General features: G+C 73.5%; 17 protein-coding genes. 13 read left to right on the forward strand and 4 right to left on the reverse strand.

The annotated features are described in order from the left end of the window. Positions 1-111: 111 nt before the first annotated feature. Positions 112-849: a hypothetical protein gene (locus ACFWOG_RS15040; RefSeq protein WP_380358476.1), complete on the reverse strand. Its 738-nt coding sequence runs from the start codon at positions 847-849 to the stop codon at positions 112-114. A 157-nt stretch (positions 850-1,006) separates the two neighbouring features. Beyond that, positions 1,007-1,483, reverse strand: a complete 477-nt coding sequence (gene bcp / locus ACFWOG_RS15045) for a thioredoxin-dependent thiol peroxidase (RefSeq protein WP_329883641.1) — start codon at positions 1,481-1,483, stop codon at positions 1,007-1,009. Positions 1,484-1,657: 174 nt separating this feature from the next. Here bcp and ACFWOG_RS15050 point away from each other — a divergent pair, with 174 nt between their 5' ends. Both ACFWOG_RS15050 and ACFWOG_RS15055 read left to right on the forward strand, forming a co-directional pair. After that, positions 1,658-1,969, forward strand: a complete 312-nt coding sequence (locus ACFWOG_RS15050) for a DUF3618 domain-containing protein (RefSeq protein ID WP_329883643.1) — start codon at positions 1,658-1,660, stop codon at positions 1,967-1,969. A 214-nt stretch (positions 1,970-2,183) separates the two neighbouring features. Continuing rightward, positions 2,184-2,486 (forward strand): co-chaperone GroES, encoded by a 303-nt coding sequence (locus tag ACFWOG_RS15055; RefSeq protein ID WP_329883752.1) that lies wholly within the window; start codon positions 2,184-2,186, stop codon positions 2,484-2,486. Between the two features lie 166 nt (positions 2,487-2,652). On the opposite strand, the gene ACFWOG_RS15060 is transcribed toward ACFWOG_RS15055, so the two are convergent. Beyond that, on the reverse strand, positions 2,653-5,163 hold the full coding sequence (locus ACFWOG_RS15060; RefSeq protein ID WP_380358481.1) for a transglycosylase domain-containing protein: 2,511 nt from the start codon (positions 5,161-5,163) through the stop codon (positions 2,653-2,655). 287 nt (positions 5,164-5,450) lie between these two features. On the opposite strand from ACFWOG_RS15060, the gene ACFWOG_RS15065 reads away from it, so the two are divergent. The 10 genes from ACFWOG_RS15065 (at position 5,451) to ACFWOG_RS15110 (ending at position 16,599) form a co-directional block, all read left to right on the forward strand. Then, positions 5,451-6,326: an ABC-2 family transporter protein gene (locus ACFWOG_RS15065; protein WP_329883645.1), complete on the forward strand. Its 876-nt coding sequence runs from the start codon at positions 5,451-5,453 to the stop codon at positions 6,324-6,326. Positions 6,327-6,474: 148 nt separating this feature from the next. Continuing rightward, positions 6,475-7,239 (forward strand): ABC transporter permease, encoded by a 765-nt coding sequence (locus ACFWOG_RS15070; RefSeq protein ID WP_380358534.1) that lies wholly within the window; start codon positions 6,475-6,477, stop codon positions 7,237-7,239. A 97-nt stretch (positions 7,240-7,336) separates the two neighbouring features. Beyond that, positions 7,337-8,296, forward strand: a complete 960-nt coding sequence (locus ACFWOG_RS15075; protein ID WP_329883647.1) for an ATP-binding cassette domain-containing protein — start codon at positions 7,337-7,339, stop codon at positions 8,294-8,296. Positions 8,297-8,540: 244 nt separating this feature from the next. Further along, positions 8,541-9,791 (forward strand): glycosyltransferase, encoded by a 1,251-nt coding sequence (locus ACFWOG_RS15080; protein WP_329952472.1) that lies wholly within the window; start codon positions 8,541-8,543, stop codon positions 9,789-9,791. Then, complete coding sequence (locus tag ACFWOG_RS15085; protein WP_380358485.1) at positions 9,788-11,212, forward strand: nucleotide sugar dehydrogenase; 1,425 nt, start codon at positions 9,788-9,790, stop codon at positions 11,210-11,212. The genes ACFWOG_RS15080 and ACFWOG_RS15085 overlap by 4 nt, the downstream gene beginning before the upstream one ends. 93 nt (positions 11,213-11,305) lie before the next feature. After that, positions 11,306-12,601 (forward strand): DUF445 domain-containing protein, encoded by a 1,296-nt coding sequence (locus tag ACFWOG_RS15090; protein WP_329952470.1) that lies wholly within the window; start codon positions 11,306-11,308, stop codon positions 12,599-12,601. A 238-nt stretch (positions 12,602-12,839) separates the two neighbouring features. After that, positions 12,840-13,859, forward strand: a complete 1,020-nt coding sequence (locus ACFWOG_RS15095) for an adenosine deaminase (protein ID WP_329883754.1) — start codon at positions 12,840-12,842, stop codon at positions 13,857-13,859. A 148-nt stretch (positions 13,860-14,007) separates the two neighbouring features. Further along, positions 14,008-14,562: a hypothetical protein gene (locus tag ACFWOG_RS15100; protein WP_380358487.1), complete on the forward strand. Its 555-nt coding sequence runs from the start codon at positions 14,008-14,010 to the stop codon at positions 14,560-14,562. Positions 14,563-14,869: 307 nt separating this feature from the next. Continuing rightward, positions 14,870-15,826 (forward strand): ATP-binding cassette domain-containing protein, encoded by a 957-nt coding sequence (locus tag ACFWOG_RS15105; protein WP_329883755.1) that lies wholly within the window; start codon positions 14,870-14,872, stop codon positions 15,824-15,826. Beyond that, positions 15,823-16,599 carry an ABC transporter permease gene (locus ACFWOG_RS15110; protein ID WP_329952468.1) on the forward strand — a complete coding sequence of 259 codons (777 nt, stop codon included), beginning with the start codon at positions 15,823-15,825 and terminating at the stop codon, positions 16,597-16,599. Before ACFWOG_RS15105 ends, ACFWOG_RS15110 begins: the two co-directional genes overlap by 4 nt. Positions 16,600-16,690: 91 nt before the next feature. Here the strand turns inward: ACFWOG_RS15110 and ACFWOG_RS15115 are convergent, their stop codons facing one another. After that, positions 16,691-17,422 carry a TetR/AcrR family transcriptional regulator C-terminal domain-containing protein gene (locus ACFWOG_RS15115; RefSeq protein WP_329883652.1) on the reverse strand — a complete coding sequence of 244 codons (732 nt, stop codon included), beginning with the start codon at positions 17,420-17,422 and terminating at the stop codon, positions 16,691-16,693. Between the two features lie 190 nt (positions 17,423-17,612). Between ACFWOG_RS15115 and ACFWOG_RS15120 the strand changes: the two genes are divergently transcribed. Beyond that, positions 17,613-19,112: an MFS transporter gene (locus ACFWOG_RS15120; protein WP_380358491.1), complete on the forward strand. Its 1,500-nt coding sequence runs from the start codon at positions 17,613-17,615 to the stop codon at positions 19,110-19,112. Positions 19,113-19,115 lie beyond the last annotated feature (3 nt).

Consider the following 19,115-nt stretch of genomic DNA (forward strand, 5'->3'; position numbering starts at 1 on the left):
TCCAGGGGTTGTGGTTGTGGGAGCGGGGGGTGGGGGGCGGCAGGGGGTGGGGGGGGCCCCCCCCACCGCTGCGTCGTGCCCGGGGGCGCCCCGGGGCCCGGCCCCGGGGCGCTACTTCTCGATGTCGCCGCGCATCCCGGCGAAGAGGGCCGCGGCCTCGGCGGGGGTGCTCTTCGGGAACAGGGCCACGCCCGCCGTGGAGGCGTCGGACCAGCCGCAGAGGACGTCGGTGGTGGGTGCCGCCGGAAGCTGCAGGCACTCCAGCGAGCCGCCGAGCGGGCCGGCCGCGTACGGGACGCCGGAGGTCGGGTCGCCGGTGGAGCCGTGCTGCTGGGCGTAGTCGATCAGACCGCGCCAGAGGTGCTCGCGGCGCTTGGCCGGGTCCTCGGGGACGTTGTCGACGGCGACCAGCAGGATCCGGCGGCCGGAGGTCTGTCCGGCGCGGTCGTAGTTCGCGACCACCAGGTGCATGCCGTCGCGCATCTCGCCCGGGTCGACGGGGACGTCGGAGACGGCGTCCGGGCCGGTGGTCCTGGCCAGTCCGCCGGCCGTCCGGGCCTCGACGACCTGGCGCTTGCCGGTCGGCGCGGTCGGAGCGGTCGGCTTGGCGGAGGCCGGGGACGGCGCGGTGGCGGTCGGCGGCGCGGTGGGCCGAGCGGTGGTCGACGCGGTCGGGGCGGCGGGCTGCCCGGCAGACGGGGTGCTCACGGGCTCGGTGGTCGGCCTGGTGGGCGGCGGCGGCACGGCACTGTTGTCGTTCTCCGGTCCGCAGGCGCTCAGTGCGAGGACGGCGGCGACCGCGCCGACGACGGCGAGGCGGGTGACGGAACCGGATCTGGCGCTCTGCACGGCTCACTCCAGGGGCGTGGCGGGACCCGGGCGGCGGGCCCGGTGAGCAGCACGCTAGGGCCCGCCGCGGACCGCCCGACAGGGCCTTCGCGGAGTGGGGACAGCACCGGGACGAGGCGGTGACGAAGCGGGCCCCGCCGCGTCCCGGTGCGCGGTCTCAGGCGGTCTCGACCTTGAGGTCGCGCAGCAGCTTGGCCACGTGGCCGGTCGCCTTGACGTTGTACAGGGCGTGCTCGACCTTGCCGTGCTCGTCGACGATCACGGTGGAGCGGATCACGCCGGTCACGGTCTTGCCGTACAGCTTCTTCTCGCCGAACGCGCCGTACGCCTCCAGGACCTTCTTCTCCGGGTCGGAGAGCAGGGTGACCTTGAGGTCCTCGGCTTCGCGGAACTTGCCGAGCTTCTCCGGCTTGTCCGGCGAGATGCCGATGACGTCGTACCCCGCGCCGGCGAAGACCTCCAGGTTGTCCGTGAAGTCGCACGCCTGCTTGGTGCAGCCGGGGGTGAGCGCGGCGGGGTAGAAGTAGACGATCACCTTGCGGCCGAGGTGGCCGGCGAGGGACACCTCGTTGCCGTCGGCGTCGGACAGGGTGAAGGCGGGCGCGGTGTCGCCGGGCTGGAGACGCTCACTCACGGGGTTTCTCCTGGTGCTGGACGGGCGGTCGTACCACGGCCAACTTACCCCCGTTGGTGGGTGGGGCCGCGCGGGGCCGCCCGTCAGCTGACACACTGGGTCAGTCGTAGGAGCAGGACAACATCAGTGAATGGGGTGGCCCGAGTGGGCGAGGCGAGCAGTACGGACAAGTCGGTGCGGACGACCGCTCAGATCGAGGCGGACATCTCCCGGACCCGCACCCAGCTGGCGGAGACCCTGGACGAGCTCGCCATGCGGGTCCACCCGACCACCATCTCCGCCCAGGTGAAGGCGAAGGCCGTGGCCACGGTCGAGGAGAAGGCCGGCCGGGCGTACGTGGCGGCCAGCGGGCTGGTCGAGCAGGCCCGGGCGCAGTTCGTGGACGAGAAGGGCCGGCCGCGCAAGGAGCGGATCGTCCCGGCCGCGCTGGTCGGCGTCGGCCTGGTGCTGCTGGTCGCCTCGGCCCGCAAGCGCCGCAAGGGCTGAGCGGGGCCGGGAGGCCGATCGACGTGGGCCGGGCACGGTTGTGCCCGGCCTCCCGCCTGTCGGGCTGCCGGCTGCCGGGCCGACCTCACACGGCGCGCCCGGGAGCGGTACCTTCGGGATCGTGAGTACGAACGACGAACCGACCCAGCTGTCCCGTTCCGCCGTGAGCGACGTGCCGCGTCACGACCGGCTGGGCGAGAAGCTGCCGATCAAGATGCTGCACGACCGGGTGCTGGTGAAGACCGAGATCGGCGAGGGCGAGCGGCGCTCGACCGGCGGCATCCTCATCCCGGCCACCGCGGAGCTGTCCAAGCGCTGCGCGTGGGCGGAGGCCGTCGCCGTGGGGCAGAGCGTCCGCTCGGTGGAGCCGGGGGACCGGGTGCTGTACGACCCGGAGGACAAGCTGGAGGTCGAGGTGCGCGGCGCGACCTACGTGCTGCTGCGCGAGCGGGACCTGCACGCGGTGGCCGCGATGCGTTTCGGCGACACCGAGGGATCGACCGGGCTGTACCTGTGAACCCCTGACCTGCGAACTTCTGACGCGGAGCCCCTGACACGGGGTCCGCGGCGCGGGGCTCCGGACGCGGGGCTCCGGGCGGGCCGTCACGCCGTGGGCGTGGCGGCCCGCCGTGCTGTTCGGGGCCGGTTCCCGCCGGAGGGGAGTCGGCCGGAGGAGCGGCCCGTCAGGCGGGTGGCCGGTCGGCGGGCGGCGGGGTGTCGGGCTGGGGCCGGCCGGTCGTGGTGGGGGGACGTCCGGTCGCGGGCGGCGCGGTCGTGGCCGGCCCCTGGGTGGGCGGTGTGGTCGGTTTGGGCTGCTCGGTGGGCCGGTCCGTGGTGGGCCGGGCGGTCGGCGAGGACTGTGACGGCTCGGGTTCCCGGGTGGTCGGGGTGATCATGGTCGGCTGGGCGGGTTCGGTGGTGGGCTGCCCGGGTTCCTCCGTCGGCCGGGTGGTGGCGGTGGGCCGCTTGGGAGGGGTGGGCACGGACTGTCCGGGGCCGGTGCCGCCCGCGCCGCCGGTGCCGCCGCTTCCGCCCGTGGTGTCGGCCCCACCGGTCCCACCGGTCCCACCGGTCCCACCGGTCCCACCGGTCCGGCCGGGCGCGGTGTCGGCGGAGGGCGACGGCGAGGCCGAGGCGGTGGCGGTGAAGGTGGGGGTCGGGCTGCCGGTGGGCCTGGTGTTGCCGCCGCTGGGCCGGAGGTCGAAGGACTGGACGACGGTGCCGTCCAGGACCTCGCTCATGTAGGCGGTCCAGATCTCGGTGGGGAAGGCGCCGCCGTTGATCCGGGTGTAGCCGGCGGTGCCGGCCAGGGGTTCCTTGGCGTGGGTCTTCGGGTTCTCCCGGAAGAGGCCGACGGTGGTGGCGAGTTCGGGGGTGTACCCGGCGAACCAGGCGGACAGGTTGGAGTCGGTGGTGCCGGTCTTGCCGGCGGCGGGCCGGCCGAGGTCGAGGGCGGCGGCGCCGGTGCCGCGCGGGCTGACGACGTCGCGCAGGACGTCGGTGACGGCGTCGGCGGTGCCCCGGTCGACCGCCGTGGTGGGTGCGTGCTCCGGCATCCTGGGGACGTCGACGGAGCCGGAGCCGGCGTTGACGCGTTCGAGGGCGCTCACCGACCAGGGGGTGTACGCCTCGCCGTGGTTGGCGAGGGCGGCGTAGACGCCGGCCAGGTCGAGGGCGCTGGGGGTGGCGGTGCCGAGGGTCATCGAGGTGTTGGCGGGGTCCAGGCCGGGGACGTCGTCGGGGATGCCGAGTCGCAGGGCGGTGTCCCGGACGTGGGCGAGTCCGGCGTCGACGCCTTCCTGCGCGTACACCGAGTTGACGGACTTGACCATGGCCTGGCGCAGGCTGATGGAGCCGTAGTCGATGTCGTCCTCGTTGGGCGGCGCGTACGGGGTGGGGCCGTCGGTGACGGGGCGTTCGCTGGTGCCGTCGTAGTGGGTCTCGGTGGTGATGGGGAGCCCGTCGTCGCTGCTGCGGCCGGAGGTGAGGCCGGCGGCGAGGTCGATGGGCTTGAAGGTGGAGCCGATCTGGTTGTCCTGGCGCAGCGCGTCGTTGTAGGGCTGTTTGGCGTAGTCGGGCCCGCCGTAGGCGGCGACGACGCGGCCGGTCCCGGGTTCGACGGAGGCGCCGGCGACCCGGACGTCGGTGTCGGTGTCGGGTCGGGCGGTGGGGTCGAGCTCGTCGGTGAGCTGTTCCTGGACGGCCCGCGCGAAGGCGTCCTGCTTCTCCTGGTCGAAGGTGGTGGTGATGCGCCAGCCGCCGGCCTTGAGGGTGGGGGTGTCGATGATGCGGTGGGAGATCAGGTAGTTGTCGGCGACGCCGACGAGGTAGCCGGCCTGGCCGCGGAGTCCGCTGGTGGGCTGGGGGTCGACCGGGTCGGGGAAGGCGACGGCGGCGCGGTCGACGGCGGTGAGGAAGCCGAGCTGGACCATGCCGTCGAGGGTGTAGTGCCAGCGGGCGACGGCCCTCTCGCGGTTGGCGGGGGTGGCGGTCTTGACGTCGTAGGCGCTGGGTGCCTGGAGCAGGGCGGCGAGGTAGGCGCTCTGGGGGAGGGTGAGCTGGGAGACGTCGACGCCGTAGTAGGCGCGGGCGGCGCTCTGGATGCCGTAGGCGCCGCGGCCGAAGTAGCTGGTGTTGAGGTAGCCGGTGAGGATCTCGTCCTTGTCGCGCTGCTGGTCGACCTTGAGGGCGATGAAGAGTTCGCGGCCCTTGCGTTCGATGGTCTGGGTCTGGGTGAGGTAGTAGTTCTTGACGTACTGCTGGGTGATGGTGGAGCCGCCCTGCATGCCCTTGCCGGTGAGGGTGTTCCAGCCGGCCCGGACCATGCCCTTCAGGTCGATGCCCCGGTTCTGGTAGAAGGTGCGGTCCTCGGCGGAGACGACGGCGTGCCGGGTGTCGACGGGGATCTGTTCGATCGTCACGTCGGTGCGGTTGACGGCTCCGGTGCGGGCGATCTCGGTGACGCCGTCGGCGTAGAGGTAGATGTTGCTCTGGGCGACGGCGTGGGCGTTGGGGTCGGGCACGGGGACGATGACGTAGAGCGCGGCGAAGGCGCCGACGGCGAGCAGCAGGACGGCGGTGAGGGCGCCGAGGATGACCCGCCAGGTGGGCAGGAGCCGCCGCCAGAACGGCAGGGCGCGGCGGGCCTCGCGGCGGGCGGCCCGTCTGGCCTGGCGGCGGGTGCTCAGGGTCATGCCGAGATTATGTGCTATTTGATCGTCGATCAGGTGCTGACCGGGCGTCGGTCGGGTGCCGGAAAAACCGGGTGCGGCGGGTAGTTCGCGGCGGTACGGTGAAAGGTGCAAGCCATATGGCGCACCTGGTTCCGGCGTACGTGTTCCGCGTTCCGGCCCGGTGCGGTTCCGGTCGAGCTCCGCCGCCCGGCCCGGTACCCCCGGGGGACGGTGGTCGGGGCGGGTTCGGCGTGCGCCGGTGCGGTTCGGCACCGCCCTGCGCTCTGATTTGTCGACAAGGAGACAATATGCAGAAGGCTGTTCCCGTGGCGCCCCGCGCCACCCACCCGCCCGATCCCGACGGCACCCCCGCGGGTGGCGCGGCGCGCCTCTACGCGGCGATCGCCCGCGGCGCGTTCCGCCGCTTCTCCACCTACCGCGCCGCCACGCTGGCCGGCGCCTTCACCAACACCGTCTTCGGCTTCATCCTCGCCTACACCTTCCTCGCCCTCTGGCAGGCCCGGCCCGGCCTCGGCGGCTACGACCAGAGCGCCGCCGTCACCTACATCTGGGTCAGCCAGGCGCTGCTGGTCACGGTCGCCGTCTGGGGCGGCGGCTTCCAGGACGACGTCCAGGAGCGGTTCCGCAGCGGCGACATCGCCGTCGACCTGTACCGTCCGGTGGACTTCCAGGGCTGGTGGCTGGCCACGGACCTCGGCCGGGCCGCCTTCCACCTGCTCGCCCGCGGCGTCCCGCCGCTGCTGGCCGGCGCCCTGGTCTTCCACACCCGGATGCCCGAGGCCCCGCTGACCTGGGTGTTCTTCCTGATCTCGGTCCTGCTCGCGGTGGTGGTCAGCTTCGGGCTGAGGTTCCTCGTCTCGCTCACCGGCTTCTGGCTGCACGACTCCGAAGGGGTGCGCGCGGTGATGCTGGTGGTGGCGATGTTCTTCTCCGGGATGCTGCTGCCGATCGGGCTCTTCCCCGGAGTGCTCGGCGAGGTCGCCCCCGTGCTGCCCTGGGCCGCGCTGGTGCAGGTGCCGACCGACGTCTTCCTGGAACGGTCGACCGGTACCGGCCTGCTCGGCGCGTTCGGCTTCCAGCTGGCCTGGGCGCTGGTGCTGCTCGCGGCCGGCCGGCTGTTCCAGCTGCTCGCGACGCGCAAGGTGGTGGTCCAGGGTGGCTGAGCCGACCACGTCCCTCCCGGGCGCCGCGGCCACGGACACCGTGATCCGGGAGGCAGTGACCCGGGGTGCCGATTTCGGCGACGTCACCCGCGACACCCCGGCCGCCCGTACGGCGTGGGCGCTGCGCTCCTGGTGGCTCACCGCCGCCATGTGGACCAAGGCGATCATGTCCTACCGGGCGTCCTTCGTCCTGATGCTCGGCGCCAACGTCGTGGTCACCTTCCTCGACTTCGCCGTGGTGATCCTGATGTTCCGGCACACCGACACGCTCGGCGGCTGGACCCTGGCCGAACTCGGCTTCCTCTACGGCACCTCCACGCTCGCCCTCGGCCTGGCCAACCTGTTCGTCGGCTCCATCGACGCGCTCGGCGAGCGGATCCGGGCCGGCACGCTGGACACCATGCTCGTCCGGCCCGCGCCCGCGCTGGCCCAGCTCTGCGCCGAGCGGTTCTCGCTGCGCCGGCTCGGCCGGCCGCTCCAGGCGGTGGCGGTGCTCGGCTGGGCGGTGGCCGCGCTGGACGTCCACTGGACCTGGGACCGGATCCTGCTGGTGCCCGTCCTGCTGATCTGCGGCACCCTCATCTTCGCGGCCGTCTTCATCGGCTTCGCCAGCCTCCAGTTCTGGTGGGGCGAGGCCAAGGAGCTGCAGAACTCCTTCACCTACGGCGGCGCCACCCTGCTGCACTACCCGCCGACGATCTTCGCCAAGGAGCTCGTCGCCGGTGTCGTCTTCGGCGTGCCGCTGGCGTTCGTCAACTGGCTGCCCGCGTTGCGGATCCTCGACAAGCCCGATCCGCTCGGCCTGCCGACCGCCTTCCAGTTCGCCTCCCCGCTGGCCGCCGCGCTCGGCCTGGCCGCCGCCGGGCTCGCCTGGCGGGCGGGCCTGCGCGCCTACCGCGGCGCCGGCAGCTGAACCAGGCCGCCGGACCGGGCAGTCGATCCCGTCGGCCGAACGCGCCGAACGCGCCGGGCCCGGCAGCCGAACCCCACCCCCGTTCTGAGGACATCCCATGGCACTGATCGAACTCGACGACGTCCGCCGCACCTTCACCGTCCGCGCCAAGGTCGGCCGGCTCCGGCGGGAGAAGCGCGAGGTGCGCGCCGTCGACGGGCTGAGCTTCACCGTCCGGGCCGGCGAGTGCGTCGGCTACATCGGCCCCAACGGCGCCGGCAAGTCCACCACCATCAAGATGCTCACCGGCATCCTCGTCCCCACCGCCGGGCGGCTGCGCGTCGCCGGCGTCGACCCGGCCCGCGAGCGGGTCGCCCTGGCCCGCCGGATCGGCGTCGTCTTCGGACAGCGCACCACCCTCTGGTGGGACCTCCCGCTGCGCGACTCCTACGAACTCGCCCGCCGGATCTACCGCATCCCCGAGCACCGATATCGGGCCAACCTGGAACGCTGCGTCGAACTGCTCGACCTCGGGGCGCTGCTCGACACCCCCGTCCGGCAGCTCTCGCTCGGCCAGCGGATGCGCGGCGACCTCGCCGCCGCCCTGCTGCACGACCCGCAGGTGCTCTACCTCGACGAGCCCACCATCGGCCTGGACGTGGTCAGCAAGGGCAAGGTCCGCGAGTTCCTCCGCGAGGTCAACCGCGACCGGGGCACCACCGTGCTGCTCACCACCCACGACCTCACCGACATCGAGCAGCTCTGCGACCGGGTCATGGTCATCGACCACGGCCGGGTGGTGTACGACGGCGGGCTGGACGGGCTGCACGCGGCCGGCGAGAGCGAGCGGACCCTGGTGGTCGACCTCGCCGAGGCCCGTCCGCCGATCGAGGTGGCGGGGGCCCGGGTGGTGCGGGTCGAGGGCCCGCGCCAGTGGCTGGCCTTCCCGGCGCAGCAGAGCGCGGCCCCGATCGTCGCCGCCGTGGCCGAGCGGTACCCGCTGGTCGACCTGTCGGTGCGCGAGCCGGCCATCGAGGACGTGATCGCCCGGATGTACGCGGAGGTCGCGATCGGCTGACCGTGACGGGACCGGCCCGTGGGCCTCCCCACGGGCCGGTTCGCGGGCCGGTTCGCCGGGCGGTCACCGGGGGCGGGCGTTCGACCGTACGTTCGCCACCCGTGCGCGCGATCCTCTCCCGTCACCTGTCCGGGTGGCGGTCGTGACTCCTTGCAGCACAGCCGAGTTGACCTTGCATCGCCGGGCGGACCGTGGTCCGCCCGGCGCATGCTCGGCGATTAGCGCACCGGAGGGGCAGCGCCCGATGACCGTACCCGACGTGACCGTGGTGATCGCGGTCTACAACACCATGCCGTACCTGATCGCCTGCCTGGACTCGTTGGTCCGGCAGACCATCGGGCACGTGCGCATGGAGGTGGTCGCGGTCGACGACGGTTCGACGGACGGCGGAGGCGCCGTGCTCGACGACTACGCGGCCCGCCACCCCGGGCTGTTCCAGGTCGTCCACCAGGCCAACTCCGGCGGCCCGGCGGCCCCGACCAACCGCGGTCTGGCGCTGGCCCGCGGCCGGTACGTGCTCTTCCTCGGCGCCGACGACTGGCTCGGCGGCGAGGCGCTGGAGCGGATGGTGGCCGCCGCGGACGACTGGGAGTCGGACGTGCTGATCCCCAAGCAGATCGGGGTCAACGGGCGGCTGGTGCCGCAGGGCATCTTCGGCGGGACCTCCCCCTCGGTCGGCTTCGAGGACTCCGCGCTGGCCTGGGCGCTCGCCGACACCAAGCTCTTCCGGCTGGACCTGATCCGGCGCCACAACCTGGCCCGCAAGGAGGAGCTCAAGGTCTACTCCGACCAGCCCTTCACCCTCGCCGCGTGCCTGCGGGCCCGCCGGATCTCCGTCCTCGCCGACTACGACTACTACTTCCTGGTGCTGCGCGAGGACCGGGGCAACGTCACCCAGCGGGCCGGCGCGCTGGACCGGATCCGCGGCGTCGCGGCGGTGCAGTGGGTGGCGGCCGAGCTCGCCGCCCCCGGCGGCCAGCTGGACGCGATCAAGGCGCGGCACTTCGGCTGGGAGGTCCCGCAGCTGCTGCAGGAGGACTTCCTGCGGCTCGACGAGGGGCTGCAGGGCGAGATCTGCGGCGGCGTGGGCGAACTGGTCCGGCAGTTCGGCGCCCGCGAGGTGTACCACCGGATCACCGTCTCCGACCGGCTGCGCCTCGAACTCGCCGCCGCCGGCCGGGTGGACGCGGTCCGCGAGCTGATCGCGTACGAGGCGGAGCACGGCGATCCGCCGGTGGTGGCGGACGGGCGGCAGCGCTACGCCGGGTACCCGGCGTTCCGGGACGGCGGTCCGGGACTTCCGGACGACCTGTTCCTGCTCGGGGAGGAGCCCGCGCCCGACGAGGCGCCGCAGCTCCGGCTCGTGCAGCAGCTCTGGCGCGGCGCCGTACCGGTCCAGGTGCGCCGCCGGCTTCGCCGCTACCCGGCCTGGCGCCGGTTCGCCGAGTCGGTGGCCGCCCCGGCCGCGGACCGGCCGGAAGGGGGACGGGGATGAGCCCGCTGGACATCCGCCCGACGGCCGGCGTGCCGCTCGACATCTGCGTGGTCGGCCTCGGCAAGCTCGGGCTGCCGCTCGCCGTCCAGTTCGCCGCCATGGGGCACCGGGTGACCGGAGCCGACGTCGCCCCACCGGTCGTCGAGGCCGTGAACCTGGGCAGGCCCCCGTTCCCCCGCGAGGCGGGGCTGGACGAGGCGCTCAAGCGGGTGGTGGCCGAGGGCCGGCTGTCCGCCACCACCGACACCACCGCCGCGGTCGCCCGGTCGGAGGCCGTCGTCCTGGTGGTCCCGCTGGTCACCACCGCCGAGGGTGAGCCGGACTTCACGCTGCTGGACGCGGCCACGGACGCCGTCGCCGCCGGGCTGCGCCGGGGCACCCTGGTCAGCTACGAGACCACCCTGCCGGTGGGCGTGACCCGGGGCCGCTGGGCGCCGCGCCTGGCCGCCGGATCGGGGCTGGTCCCGGGTCGGGACTTCGCGCTGGTGTTCAGCCCCGAGCGGGTTCGCACCGGCCGGGTCTTCGCGGACCTGCGCCGCTACCCCAAGCTGGTCGGCGGGATCGACCCGGCCGCCACCCGGCGCGGCGCCGAGTTCTACCGGGCGGTGCTGGACTTCGACCCGCGCCCCGACCTGGCCCGGCCCAACGGCGTCTGGGAGCTGGAGTCGGCCGAGGCCGCCGAGTTCGCCAAGCTCGCCGAGACGACCTACCGGGACGTCAACATCGCGCTCGCCAACCAGTTCGCCCGGTACGCGGACCGGGTCGGGGTGGACTTCGCGGCCGTCGCCGACGCCTGCAACTCCCAGCCGTTCAGCCATCTGCACCGGCCGGGTGTCGCGGTCGGCGGGCACTGCATCCCGGTGTACCCGCGGCTCTACCTGTGGAACGACCCCTCGGCGACGGTGGTCCGGGCGGCGCGGGCGGCCAATCTTGAGATGCCGGAGTACGCGGTCGGCGTGCTGGACGGCGCGCTGGCCGCGGGTGGGGCCGCGGGTGGGGGTGCGGGCGCGCGGACGGGCGGCGAGGCGGGCGGCGGCGCGGCGGGCGGCGGCGCGGCGCCGGGCGTCGGCGGGGTGGCCGGACAGGGGGTGCTGGTGCTCGGCGCGGCGTACCGGGGCGGCGTCAAGGAGACGGCGTACTCGGGGGTGTTCCCGCTGGTCGAGGCGTTGCGGGCGGCCGGCGCCCACCCGTACGTGTCCGATCCGCTGTACCGGGCGGAGGAGCTGGCCGCGCTCGGTCTGCCTCCCCACGAGGGCGAACCGGTGGTGGCGGCGGTGCTCCAGGCCGACCACCCCGAGTACCGCGAGCTGGCGCCCGCCGACCTGCCGGGCGTCCGGGTGCTGCTGGACGGGCGGCGGTGCACCGATCCGGACCGGTGGGCCGTGGGCGGAGTGCGCCGGATCGTCCTCGGGGGCGCGTGACGAGCTCCCGAGCAGGGGGGTCGCACCACGGACCCGGCGCACGTTTACCGGGCACGCCGTCCGCTCGCGCCGGGTAACGGGCAGACTGGCGGGGTGAGCGACGAAGCCTTGAGCGGGACGGGCCCCGGGGTCCGGTTCACCGCGGCCGACGAAGAGAAGACACGCGGCGTCCGCCGGATGAAGACCATCGCGACCGGCCTGCTGGCCTTCGCGACCCTGGTCTTCGCCCTGGCGACCTGGGCGGAGTCGGCCGGCGCCGGCGCCTGGGCCGGGTACGTGGCGGCCGCCGCCGAGGCGGGCATGGTCGGCGCGCTGGCCGACTGGTTCGCCGTGACCGCGCTGTTCCGGCGGCCGTTCGGCCTGCCGATCCCGCACACCGCGATCATCCCGACCAAGAAGGACGCGTTCGGCCGCTCGCTCGGCGACTTCGTCGGAGAGAACTTCCTCTCCGGCCAGGTCGTGCGCGGCCGGCTCGCGGCGCTCGGCATCGCCCGCAGGCTCGGGGAGTGGCTGGCCGCCCCCGGCAGCGCCGAGCGGGTCACCAAGGAGGCCTCGGCGGCGCTGCGCGGCGTGCTCGCGGTGCTCCGCGACGACGACGTGCAGGCGGTCGTCGCCGAGGCGGTGACCAGACGCGCGGCGGCCACCTCGGTCGCCGAGCCCGCCGGCCGGATGCTCGGCAAGGTGGTCGCGGACGGCGGGCACCACGGGGTGGTCGACCTGATCGCGGTCCGGGCGCACGACTGGCTGGCCGAGAACCACGCCGAGGTGGTCGACCGGGTGACCCAGAAGACCCCCGGCTGGACGCCGAAGTTCATCGACCATCAGGTCGGCGAGCGGGTCTACAAGGAGCTGATGCGGTTCGTCACCGACATCCGGGACGACCAGGAGCATCCGGCGCGCGGTGCGATCGACAACTTCCTCGCCGACTTCGCCACCGAGCTGCAGACCGACCCGGAGACCATCGCCCGGGTCGAGCGGGCCAAGGCCGACCTGCTGGCCCGCCCCGAGGTCCAGGACCTGATCGCCTCCACCTGGGCCGCCGTCCGCTCGCTGGTGATGAACGCCGCCGAGGACGAGGAGAGCGAGCTGCGCCGGCGCATCCGCGAGGGCGTGCGGACCTTCGGTGCGCGCCTCGCGACGGACGCGAAGCTCCAGGCCAAGGTGGACGGCTGGCTCCAGGACGCCGCCCAGTACCTGGTCGACACCTACCGGACCGAGATCACGTCGATCATCTCCGAGACGGTGGCGGGCTGGGACGCGGACGACGCCTCCCGCAAGATCGAGGCGAACGTCGGCCGGGACCTCCAGTTCATCCGGATCAACGGCACGGTGGTCGGCGCCCTGGCCGGCCTGGTGATCCACACGGCCGCGGTGGCCCTCGGCGGGTGAGCCGGGCGCGGCGTCCGACGGCGCGCGGGGTGGCGGGGCGGCTCGCCGTCGCCCGGGCGGGCCGGCCGCCGCGCCCCGCCGGGCCCGGCGGGGGAAGCCTGCCGGGCACCCGCCGCGGTGCTCTGCCTATCCTTGCGTGCACCGCTTGATACACGCGTAGAGGAAGAAGGGCACCACCGTGGTCCAGCCGGACGGAAGTCGGATCGGAACCCCCAGCAACACGGGCGGAGGACGCTCGATCGAAGCGTTCATCGCCGGAATGCCCAAGGCGGAGCTGCACGTCCACCACGTCGGGTCGGCCTCGCCGCGCGTGGTCGCCGAGCTGGCCGCCCGCCACCGCGGCCAGGCGAAGGTGCCGACCGACCCCGAGGCCCTCGCCGAGTACTTCACCTTCACCGACTTCGCGCACTTCATCGAGGTCTACCTGAGCGTCGTGGACCTGATCCGCGACGCCGAGGACGTCCGCGCCCTGACCTACGGCGTCGCCGAGGACATGGCCCGGCAGAACATCCGGTACGCCGAGCTGACCGTCACCCCGTACTCCTCGGTCAGCCGGGGCATCCCCGACGTCGCCTTCATGGAGGCCATCGAGGACGCCCGGGTGCGCGCCGAGAAGGACCTCGGCGTGGTGCTCCGCTGGTGCTTCGACATCCCCGGCGAGGCCGGTCTGGCCGCCGCCGAGGAGACCGCCCGGCTCGCCGTCGACCTGGCCCCCGAGGGCCTGGTCAGCTTCGGCCTCGGCGGCCCGGAGATCGGGGTGCCGCGCCCGCAGTTCAAGCCGTACTTCGACCGGGCGCGCGCGGCCGGCCTGCGCAGCGTCCCGCACGCGGGGGAGACCACCGGTCCGGAGACGGTGTGGGACGCGCTGCGGGAGCTCGGCGCCGAGCGGATCGGCCACGGCACCCAGGCGGTCGGGGACCAGGCGCTGCTCGACCACCTCGGCGAGCACCGGATCGCGCTGGAGGTCTGCCCGACCTCCAACATCGCCACCCGGGCGGTGGCGCGGATCGAGGAGCACCCGATCAGGCGGATGGTCGACGCGGGCCTGCTGGTCACCGTCAACAGCGACGACCCGCCGATGTTCGGCACCGACCTGAACACGGAGTACGCGGTGGCGGCCCGGCTGCTCGGACTGGACGAGGGAGGGGTCGCCGGGCTGGCGCGGAACGCGGTGGAGGCCTCCTTCCTGGACCCGGCCGGCAAGGCCCGGCTGACCGGTGAGATCGACTCCTACCTCGCAGGCTGGCGCCGGGGCTGACCCGCGCGCCCCCGCTCTCCGAGGCCCCGCCGGCGACCCGCCGGCGGGGCCTTCCGCGTCGTCACCCTCCCCGGTGGACGGTGAATGGTGCCACGGAGTGGCGCCAAAACACCTCGACATGGCGCCATCGATGTGCCATTCTCGTGCCATGGACCTCACGCCGTACGTCGACGACCTCCGGCGCGAGCTCGCCGCCGCCGCGGGTGCGGGCGGGGACGAAGCCCGGGCTCTGGCCGAGCGCCTGACCCTGCCGCTGGAGTCGGCCGCCCGGCTCACCCTGCTCCACGCCCTCTCCGCCGCCATGGGGGAGGTCACCCGGGAGCTGGCGCCGGGCTCGGTGGACGTCCGGCTGCGCGGACTGGACCCGGAGTTCGTCGTGACGGCGCCGTCGGCGGCGGAGCCCTTCCACGGGCCCGGGCCGGAGGGGCCGCTTCCGCCCGTGCCGCCGGCCGTCGCGGCCGGGGGTCCGTCCGGCGCCGCGGCGCCGGATCCGGCAGACGACGCCGGCACCGCCCGGATCAACTTCCGGCTCCCGGCCCACCTCAAGGCCCGGGTGGAGGAGGCCGCCGGACAGGAGGCCCTCTCGGTCAACGCCTGGCTGGTGCGGGCCGTCGCCGCCGCGCTGGAGCCGGGGCGGCCGGCCCGGCCCGAGGGGCAGAGCCGGCGCGACACCGGCCAGGCCTTCACCGGCTGGGTCCGCTAGCCGCCGGCCGCCAACCGCGGGCCGCCGGCGGTCCGTCACCCACCACCGGTCCACCCGCCGTCACCCGTCACCCGTCACCCGCCATCCATCACCCGCCGCCCGCCGCCCGTCACCGGTCCACGCGTCGCCGTCGCCCGGTGCTGCCCGGTGCTGCCCGGTGCCGGCGTCGAGTCGGCCCGCAGCGTCGTCCGGACCGTCGAACCGGTCCGTGACCGGGTCGCCCCGCCGGACCGCCGTGGGCGACCGCACGATCCGACCGTCCCTGACCCGCCGCCACCGTCCCTGATGCGGAGAGAGCGTGACCGCCATGCCCTTAACGTCCACCGAGTCCGCGCCGCCCCCCGCGATCGCCGCGGTCGGCCTGACCAAGGCCTACGGAGGGAGGACCGTCCTCGACGGCATCGACCTGACCGTGCCGGAGGGCACCGTGTTCGCCCTGCTCGGGCCGAACGGCGCCGGTAAGACCACCGTGGTGGAGATCCTCTCCACCCTCGTCCCGGCCGACGCCGGGGCCGTCCGGGTGGCCGGCCACGACCTGGTCCGGGAGTCCGACGGGGTCCGCGCCGCGATCGGTGTCACCGGCCAGTTCTCGGCGGTGGACAACCTGCTCACGGCCGAGGAGAACCTGCTGCTGATGGCCGACCTGCACCACCTCCGCCGTCGGGAGGGGCGGGGGCGGGCGGCCGGGCTGTTGCGGCGCTTCGACCTCACGGAGGTGGCCGGGAAGCCGGTCGCCACCTTCTCCGGCGGCATGCGCCGCAAGCTCGACCTCGCCATGACCCTGGTCGGCGACCCCCGGATCATCTTCCTCGACGAGCCGACCACCGGGCTCGACCCGCGCAGTCGCCGGACCATGTGGGAGCTGATCGAGGGGCTGGTCCAGGAGCAGGGGGTCACCGTCCTCCTGACCACCCAGTACCTGGAGGAGGCCGACCGGCTCGCCGGTCGGATCGCCCTCCTCGACGGCGGTCGGATCGTCGCCGAGGGCACCGCCGAGGAGCTCAAGCGGCGCATCCCCGGCGGCCACCTGCGCCTGCGCTTCGCGGCCCCGTCCGACCTCAGGGCGGCAGCGGCCCTGTTCGACTACGCCAGCCCCGACGCCGAGGCGCTCACGCTCTCGATCCCCGGTGACAACTCGGTCGTCACGGTGAAGGCCGTCCTCGACATCCTGGACAGCGCCTCCGTCCGCGCCGAGTCGCTCACCGTCCACACCCCCGACCTCGACGACGTCTTCCTCACCCTCACCGCGGAGGGCGCCCGATGAGCACGACCTCCTACGCCGTCAGCGACTCCCTGACGATGCTGCGGCGCAACCTCAAGCACGCGCGGCGGTACCCGTCGCTGACCTTCGCGGTCGTGCTGATGCCGGTGATGATGCTGCTGCTCTTCAACTACGCCTACGGCGGTGCGCTGGGCGTCGGCATCGGCGGCGGCGAGTACATCGACTACGTGACGCCCGGCATCGTGCTGATGGCGGCGACGTCCGGGGCGCTGGTGACGGCGGTCGGCGTCTGTGTCGACAAGACCGAGGGCATCGTCAACCGGTTCCGGACGATGGCGATCTCGCGGGCGGCGTTCCTGACCGGGCACGTGGTCGGCAGCCTGATCCAGACCGTGCTGGGCCTGCTGCTCGTCCTCGCCGCCGCCTTCGCGATGGGCTTCCGGCCCGACGCCACCCCGGTGGAGTGGCTGGCCGCGGGCGGACTGCTGGTCTTCGTCATCCTCGCCCTGACCTGGTTGGCGGCCGGGATCGGTCTGGTCGCCAAGACGCCCGAGAGCGCGAGCAACCTGCCGATGCCGCTCCAGTTCCTGCCTTTCGTGGGCAGCGCCATCGTCCCGCCGGAGTCGATGCCCGCGGCCCTGCGGTGGTTCGCCGAGTACCAGCCGTTCACCCCGGTCATCGAGACCCTGAGGGGTCTGCTGATGGGTACCGCCATCGGTGCGAGCGCGCTCGTGGCCCTGGCCTGGTGCGTCGCCCTCACCGGGGTCGGCTACCTCTGGGCGCGCGCCACCTTCCGCCGGCCGCCGAGGCGGTAGCGCGGCCCCGGCGGTGCCCGGCCGGGTCCGGAGCGGCCGGGTCGGGAGCGGCCGGGCCCGGTGCCGCTTCGCCGGCGGGCCGGCCCGGGCGTCAGCGCGGGAGGCGGAGGGCGAGTCCGTCGAGGATGATCTCCAGGCCGTAGTCGAACTTGGCGTCGCGCATCTCGGTGGGGTCCGTGATGGCGGCGGTGGCCGCGGCGGCGGCGTAGGAGTCGGAGAGGAGGTCGTGGCCGGCCACGGCCTTCTGGGCGGTGGGCATCAGCCGGGCGACGAACTCGGCCTCGCTCTCGCCGCTGCGGGCCACCGCGGTCAGCCAGGCGGCCTCGGTGGTGCTCATGCCGATGACGTAGGCGAGGACGGTGTCCAGGCCGCGCGAGGCGTCGGGGAAGCCGGCCGAGGTGAAGAGCTCGGCGAGCCGTTCGGAGACGGCGACCAGGTTGGGGCCGAGGTAGGCGAGTCCGGCCTGGCCCAGGACGGACGCCAGCCAGCGGTGGCGCAGCGTGGCGGACCGGAAGGACCCGCAGGTCTCGATGACGGCGGCCCGCCATTCGGCGGGGTCGGTGGCCGGCACGGTGATCTCGCCGAAGACCTCGTCCACGGCGAGTTCCATCAGCTCGTCCTTGGTGGCGACGTGCCGGTAGAGGGAGGTCGCGCCCGCGTTGAGGCGGGCGCCGAGCTTGCGCATGGAGAGCGCCTCGATGCCGTCGGCGTCCAGCATGGTGATCGCCTCGCGGACGATCACGGCTCGGCTGAGCGCCGGCTGTTCGGGTTCGCGCTGCTGGCGGGCCCATACGGACGGGATCGGATTCGTCTTCGCGGCCATCGGCCGGTCCTCCCTCGGTGGGTCGGCGAGTTGTCCCTGCGTACACCGTGCGCATTCAGCGTACAGGGTTCGAACACTGCACACGGCGTTCGCAATTGCGCACGGCGTTAAAGGGTTGCGCACACCGTTCCATAATGCGTACAGTGTGCGCAACGGCGGAACAATGTACGCACCTCGGAGGGGAACATCCATGGAAGCCCGCAACCCACGTCGCTGGTGGATCCTGATCGTGCTGTGCCTCAGCACGCTCGTCCTGGTGGTCGACAGCATGGCGCTGACGGTGGCGGTGCCGTCGATGACCGAGGACCTGAAGGCCACCGCGCAGGACACGCAGTGGATCCTCGACTCCTACATCCTGGTCTTCGCGGGCCTGCTGCTGACCTCCGGAAGCCTGGGGGACCGGTTCGGCAGGCGGAAGGTGATGATCATCGGCCTGCTGCTCTTCGGAGCGGCGTCGCTCGCGGCGACGCTCTGCAGCAACCCGGGTGAGGTCATCGCGAGCCGGGTGGCCATGGGTGTGGGTGGCGCGCTGATCATGCCGTCGACGCTGTCGATCCTGATCACGGTGTTCGAGGAGGACGAGCGCGGCAAGGCGATGGCGGCCTGGGGTTCCGTCTCCATGCTGGGCCTGGTTGGTAGCCCGGTGCTCGGTGGCGTGCTGATCGACCACTTCTCGTGGCACTCGATCTTCTTCATCAACGTGCCCGTCGTCGTGCTCGCCATCACCGCCGCGCTGGTCCTGATGCCGGAGTCCAGGGGCCCGTGGCAGAAGCCGGACCCGCTGGGCGCGGTGCTGTCGGCGGTCGGCATGACCGCGATGATCTGGTGGATCATCGAGATCCCGAAGCACGGCGCGTTCGGCGGCACCTCGCTGGTGACCCTCGCGGTCGCGGTCCTGGCGCTCGGCGGGTTCGTGGTCTGGCAGAACGTGGCGGCGGAGCCGATGGTGCCGCTGATGCTCTTCAAGAAGCGCAACTTCAGTGGTGGCTCGCTCTCCCTGACTCTGGTCCAGATCGGCAACGGCGGTCTGCTGCTGGTCCTCACCCAGTACCTGCAGTTCGTGCTGGACTACTCGCCGGTCAAGGCGGGCCTGGCCTTCGTGCCGATGGCGATCGCGGCCCTGGTCGGCAACGGCCTGGGCGCCGGTCTGGCGGCGAAGATCGGCAACCGGATGCTGGTGCTGGTCGGCATGCTGATGATGGCCGGGGCGTTCGTCCTGTTCAGCACGGTGGACGCGGCGACCGGGTTCGCCGTCCCGGCGACCGCCCTGGGGATCCTGGGGTTCGGCGCCGGTCTGGCGATGCCGGCCGCGGTCGGTGCGCTGATGGGCGAGATCCCGGCGGACAAGGCGGGCGTCGGCTCCGCGCTGAACGACACCATCCAGCAGGCGGGTACGGCGCTGGGCATCGCGATCCTCGGGTCGATGCTGGCCAGCGGCTACGCGGACAGGATGCCGAAGGGCTCCTCGGAGCAGGCGAAGCAGTCGATCGTCGGCGCCCTGGCCGAGGCCAAGGGGGACGCGGGCCTGGCGCACGCCGCCCGGGAGGCCTTCACCTCCGCCATGTCGACTACCTTCACGGTGAGCGCGGTGGGCGTGCTGGCGGCGGCCCTGGTGGCGACGATCGTGATGCGGGACAAGAAGACGGCCGAGCAGGCTCCGGCGGAGGACGCGGCCGAGCTGGCGGCCTGACCC

The sequence above is a fragment of the Kitasatospora sp. NPDC058406 genome (genome assembly GCF_042722765.1).
Lineage (GTDB): Bacteria > Actinomycetota > Actinomycetes > Streptomycetales > Streptomycetaceae > Kitasatospora.